Annotated in this window: 3 protein-coding genes; 2 read left to right on the top strand and 1 reads right to left on the bottom strand. The window is 61.1% G+C overall.

All coding sequences use genetic code 11. From position 1 onward, the window contains the following. The first annotated feature begins 111 nt into the window (after nucleotides 1–111). Together AB3X95_RS38615 and AB3X95_RS38620 are read left to right on the top strand one after the other, a co-directional pair. Nucleotides 112–1,320, top strand: coding sequence for a PLP-dependent aminotransferase family protein (locus AB3X95_RS38615; protein ID WP_176126337.1), 1,209 nt, complete (start codon nucleotides 112–114; stop codon nucleotides 1,318–1,320). A 620-nt stretch (nucleotides 1,321–1,940) separates the two neighbouring features. After that, nucleotides 1,941–3,044, top strand: a complete 1,104-nt coding sequence (locus AB3X95_RS38620; protein ID WP_176369624.1) for a YjgN family protein — start codon at nucleotides 1,941–1,943, stop codon at nucleotides 3,042–3,044. Nucleotides 3,045–3,374: 330 nt separating this feature from the next. Here AB3X95_RS38620 and rpoD read toward each other — a convergent pair whose 3' ends face one another. Beyond that, nucleotides 3,375–5,372 carry an RNA polymerase sigma factor RpoD gene (gene rpoD, locus AB3X95_RS38625; RefSeq protein WP_176126339.1) on the bottom strand — a complete coding sequence of 666 codons (1,998 nt, stop codon included), beginning with the start codon at nucleotides 5,370–5,372 and terminating at the stop codon, nucleotides 3,375–3,377. Between the last annotated feature and the right edge of the window lie 628 nt (nucleotides 5,373–6,000).

Here is a 6,000-nt window from a genome sequence, read left to right on the forward strand (position 1 = left end):
ATAAGTAGTGCATAGATATCGTTTGCCGCAGATCCCGCCGATGGCCACAATCGACGCCGATCGTCTTCGACATCCCAATCGATATCACACGAGAGGCAGGCGGCCGTCATCATGTTCTCATTCAATCCCGCATTCGAAGCACCGAGCGGCTCGCCGATCCGCGAACTGTTCAAATACCTCGCGCAGCCCGGCATGATCTCGTTCGCCGGCGGCTATCCGGCGAGCGACCTGTTCGACCGTGAAGGACTCGATGCCGCGGCCGCGCGCGCCTCGCATCAGCCGACGCTGTGTCTGCAATACGGCCCCACCGATGGCATCGCGATCCTCAAGGAACAGCTTGCACAGCTGATGGCACGGCGCGGCGCGTCATGCACGCCAACAGACCTGCTCGTGACGACCGGTTCGCAACAAGGCTTCGATCTGCTGCTGCGGGTGATGGTGGCGCCCGGCGATGTCGTGCTCGTCGAGCAGCCCGCGTATCCGGCCACGTTGCAGGCGCTGAAGCTGCAACAGGCCGACGTCGTCACGGTGCCCGTCGATCAGCACGGACTCGACGTCGCGAAGCTCGCCGCAGTGCTCGAATCGGGCACGCTGCGTCGCGCTCCCAAGCTGCTGTACACGGTGCCGACCTTCGCGAATCCGACTGGCGCGACGTTGTCGCTCGAACGTCGAATCGCATTGTTGAGACTGGCGGCGCGCTATCGGTTCATGATCGTCGAAGACGATCCGTATGGTGACCTGCGTTTCGATGGCACGGCAGTGCCTTCGCTTTACGCGTTGAGCGGGCAGGTGCCTGGTTCGCGCGACTGGGTCGTGCATTTTTCGAGTCTGTCGAAGATCGTCGCGCCGGGTTTGCGGGTCGGCTGGATGGTCGCGCACGCGGAGATCGTGCGGCGCTGCGTGGTCGCCAAGCAGACGGTCGATCTGTGCAGCGCGCCGTGGACGCAGGTGATCGCCGCCGAATACCTCGCGAGCGGCGCGTTGGAGCGTCATCTGCCGCGCATCATCGATGCGTATGCCGTGAAATGCCGCGCGCTATGCGATGCGCTCGACGCGCATCTCGCGCAGCACATCGCGTTTCATCGTCCGGCCGGCGGCATGTTCGTGTGGGCGCGTCTGAACGCGGCGCGCGATGCGTCCGACTATCTGCGAATGTGCATCGAGCGGAACGTGATGTTCGTGCCGGGCGTCGCGTTTTACAAGGACGCGGTCGATAGGGCGGCGCTGCGCCTGTCGTTTGCCGCGCCCGGGGTGGAGGAGATCGAAACCGGCGTGCATCGAATGAAGCGCGCGCTCGGGCTGTACTTCGAGGGGCAATAAAACCCGGAATGCATCAATACAATCCGCGCAGTGCGGAAATTACCCGGCTAGCATCTAATCTGCAGCCGGGTTTTTTATTCCTATGCCAAAAATTGTGGCGATTTAGTAGAATTCACCGCATTCCTTATTAATGTGAATTGCGTTGCGTGCGAATACGCAATCGTTTTCGTCCGCGTATTCCGCTCCATCAGGTCGGCCGTGTCAAGCCGCGGGCAATGCTGCAGGATTGCCACGGCGGGCGGTGCGCACTCGCGAGTGGACCGTCAAATGATCGCCCCCAATGAAATCGTTATTGCGCGCGTTAATTCAAGATTATGCGAATTGAATAAATTCGCGCCTTGCCAAATTTCGTAATGGAAGTGGCCGATTTATATGCGGAAATGCCATTTATAAAGATACGAAACCGTGTAATTATGTGTTTGCCGGTCGGTTTTCGTTTTGCGTGATTCCCTGCGTGTCTGAAAGACAGGTTTTGCATGGGCTCGCACCACGCGAGCCGGCCTTCGCACGGGAAAGCACCGTCGCCCGTCGCGTTCGCCCACGCATGCCGCATATGAGTGCCGCAATAGTATGCGTGACCGGGCCACAAAAACGTTAAACGAAGAAAAGAGGGCAACGCAATGAATTCACTCGACGAGAAGCGGCCGCTGCTGATCTACGACGGCACGCTCGGCGACCTCTACGGCATCTTTTTCAGAAGCCTTCTGCTGCAAATCGTGACGCTCGGCATTTACCGCTTCTGGGCGACCACGAACAACCGCCGCTATGTCTGGTCGCACATGCGCTTTCAGGACGAGCGCTTCGAGTACACCGGCACCGGGGGCGAGCTATTCAAGGGCTTTCTCGTCGCGATCGTGGTCGTGTTGGGCGCGACGTTCGCGGCTGGCGCGCTGAGTGTGGTCTTGCGCATGCAGACGAAAAGCGCGGCACTCGGTTCGCTGCCTGTCGTCGCGTTTTATCTGCTGATCGTCGTGTTCGCGGCGGGCGCGTTTTTCAGCGCGCAGCGCTATCGGCTGAGCCGCACGCAGTGGTGCGGTGTTCGCGGCGGCATGACCGGCTCGGCGCTCGGCTACGGTGTGCGCGCGCTGCTGTATGCGCTGTTGTGCGTTGTCACGTTTGGCCAGATGTTGCCGTGGACATCGATGCGTTTGACGGAGCGCCGCATCAACGCGAGCGGCTTCGGTAGCCTGGCGTTTCGCTTCAAGGGGCGCGCGCGGGTTGTCTACGGTCTGTTCCTCGTTACGTTCGTCGGCGTGGTCGCTCTTTTTGCGGTGCTGTTCATGGTGTTTCTGAAGGGCGCTCTCGCATCGATGCATGTCGGCCACTTGTCGGGGGTGGGTGTGGCGCCGTGGCGGGCCGCGCTCGGATCGCTGTTTTTGTTTTATGCGCTGTTCTCGATCGGCACGATGCTGATCCGCGGCTTCTATGTCGCCGCGCTGACGCGCCATGTGATGGGCAATACGTCGCTCGGCTCGCAATTGCATTTCGGCAGCAACGTCAGCGTTGCGCGTCTGCTCGGCTTGCAGTGCGGCAATCTTGCGATCATCGTGTTCACGCTCGGCTGCGGCGCGCCTATCGTGCTGCATCGGCTGATGCGCTTTGCCGCCGACACGCTGCAGGTTTCCGGCTACCTCGACGCGCACATGCTGGGGCAAAGCGCCGTGGCTGCGCCGCTGACCGGCGAGGGCATGCTGAACCTGCTGGATCATGGTGGCGCCTTTTGACCTTGGCCTCGCGTTGAGCGTGCAAGGTTGGGCGGTGGTTTGCACGGTGTGCGGCAACCGATAGGACACGCGACTCATCGAAGGCGCCAGCGCGAAACGCAGTACGCTCAATGAGTTAGCGCAGTCATGCGCAGCTTGTCCACAAGCTTGTTCCCAAAATCTGTGGACAACTGGGGAGACGCGAAGCGGAGAGCTCGCGCGTAAGGCTACCGGGAAGGTACAGCACAAAAGCAAACAGCGGGACTCACCGTCGACCGGTTCATCCCGCTGCTTGTGTATGACGACGTGTGTGACTTGCCGTGCGGCGCGCACGGCAAGCGTGGCAAACGCTTATCGGTCGAGGAACGACTTCAGACGGTCCGCGCGGCTCGGATGCATGAGCTTGCGCATCGCCTTGCTCTCGATCTGACGGATCCGCTCGCGCGTCACGTCGAACTGCTTGCCCACTTCTTCGAGCGTGTGATCCGACTTCGTGTTGATGCCGTAGCGCATGCGCAGCACCTTCGCTTCACGCGGCGACAGGGAATCGAGCGCGTCGTCGATTGCGGCACGCAGGTCGGCCTGCATCGCGGCATCCGCCGGCGACGACACGGCCGCGTCTTCGATCATGTCGCCCAGCGTCGCATCGCCGTCGTCGCCGACCGGCGTTTCGAGCGATACCGGTTGCTTCGCGATCTTCAGAATCCCGCGCACCTTCTCTTCCGACAACTCCATGCGTTCCGCGAGCACCGCCGGATGCGCTTCCTGGCCGGTCTGCTGCAGGATCTCGCGCGAAATGCGGTTCAGCTTGTTGATCGTTTCGATCATGTGCACCGGCACGCGGATCGTGCGGGCCTGATCGGCGAGCGAACGCGTGACGGCCTGGCGGACCCACCACGTCGCATACGTCGAAAACTTCCAGCCACGACGGTATTCGAACTTGTCCACGGCCTTCATCAGACCGATGTTGCCTTCCTGGATCAGGTCGAGGAACAGCATGCCGCGGTTCACGTACTTCTTTGCGATCGAGATCACGAGACGCAGGTTCGCCTCGATCATCTCGCTCTTGGCCTTGCGCATCTTCGATTCGGCCGCAACCATCTGGCGGTTGATCTCTTTCAGATGCTTGAGCGGCAGCGACACCGTCGCCTCGATGTCGATGAGCTTCTGCTGTTCGGACTGGATGGCCGGCAGATGACGCTCGAGCGCCGCACCATAGGTCGACGCGCCGGTGCGCGCGGCACGCTCGGTCCAGCCGAGATCGGCCTCGCTACCCGCGAACGTCTCGATGAACTTCTCGCGCGGCATGCCAGCCTTTGAGACGACGATCTGCAAGATGTTGCGCTCGATCGCGCGCACTTGCGCGACCTGGTGCTGCACGTCGCCGCACAGACGGTCGATCGTGCGTGCGGTGAAGCGGATCTTCGCGAGGTGCTGCTGAATGTCTTCGCGTGCGCGCAGATAGGCCTTCGAGGTGACGTCGCCGCGCGTGTGCGACGCGTTCATCTGGTCGAACAGAATGCCGACCTGGGCGAAGATTTCGAGGCAATCGCTCGTGAGCTGCTTCAGGCGAGCTTCGTCCGCCGCCGACGAATCGGCCGGACCGACGTCGTCGTTGTCTTCATCTTCGCTGTCTTCGTCGGCATCGCTGTCTTCGTCGGCGTCCGCATCGGCACTCGCGACTTCTTCCGCGGCGGCCGTCTCTTCATTCAGACCGTCGACGAGTTCGTCGATGCGCAACTCGCCGTCGGCAACCTGCTGCGCACTTGCGAGGATCGCGGAGATCGCGAGCGGGCATGCTGCGATCGCCTGCACCATTTCGTGCAGGCCGTCTTCGATTCGCTTCGCGATCGCAATTTCGCCTGCGCGGGTGAGCAGCTCAGTCGCGCCCATTTCGCGCATGTACATACGCACGGGGTCGGTGGTGCGGCCGAATTCGGAGTCGACGGTCGACAGCGCGACTTCGGTTTCCTCGTCGGCCTGGTCGTCCGACACCACGGCGGGGGAGTTCGAGTTGAGCAGCAGCGTTTCTGCGTCCGGGGCCTGCTCGTACACTTGCACGCCCATATCGCTGAACGCGCTGACGATGCTGTCGATCGCGGCGGTTGCGGTGAAGTTGTCGGGCAGGTGGTCGTTGATCTGCGCGTGGGTCAGATAGCCTTGCTCTTTACCCAGCTGGATCAGTGCGCGCATCAGGCGCTGGCGTTCTTCGGCTTGTTGCGGCGGCAGCTCGGCTGCCACAGGGATCGCTTTGCCGGCGCCCTTGCCTTTGGCCGAACGGCCGGACGGAACTTTGGCAGTGAAGGCGGCGGTTTCGTGTTGCGAATCTTCGCGATCAAAAGGGTTCACGTAATTTCCTCTAGAGGCTTCGCTATGAGACGCAAGACGCTACCGTCAGGCGTTTCGAGCAGGGCTCAGCATCACCTGATGTGACTCAACGCGGTTGTTGGGCTGTGCTCTGGGGAGCAAAAAAGATGAGCCCGCTCGAAGCGGGCCGATGGACATGCGAAATTTTGCGCGGCTCGCATTATATACGAGCTTGGAGGTTCGCGCTCATGGGTGCACATCAAATCATCGTCGCTGTTGTCGCATGCATGCGTGAGACTGCGCGGGTGCGGAGTCCGTGTGCATGCGCGGGACACGACGTAGATAGGGGCGCATTGGTCCTTGCACAAGGGGGCTTGCCGTTTTCTTATCTATAGGGACCGAATCCTGGCGTGCTGTCCCCAAAAGAAAATTCGCAGAAGGGGCTTGACGGGTTGTCGACCGCTCTCCATAATCTCGCTTCTCTGCTGCAGACGCAGCGACGCAAACGAAGCAGTGCCGGTGGTAGTTCAGGCGCTGCGGGTTGGGCGGATCGATCTTTAAAAACTAACAGCCGATAAGTGTGGGCGCTTGATGCGGAATGCGGCGGCCGATCCGTATGGATCTGCTGCAGGGCAAAAGTATCAGAAGCCTCACACAGTATTAGAGGAAG

Source organism: Paraburkholderia sp. BR13444, assembly GCF_040948755.1.
Classification (GTDB): domain Bacteria; phylum Pseudomonadota; class Gammaproteobacteria; order Burkholderiales; family Burkholderiaceae; genus Paraburkholderia; species Paraburkholderia youngii.

Excerpts from the sequence above, each read along its gene's own strand:
- AB3X95_RS38615 (WP_176126337.1), top strand. The coding sequence starts at position 112 with ATGTTCTCATTCAATCCCGCATTCGAAGCACCGAGCGGCTCGCCGATC.
- AB3X95_RS38620 (WP_176369624.1), top strand. The coding sequence starts at position 1,941 with ATGAATTCACTCGACGAGAAGCGGCCGCTGCTGATCTACGACGGCACG.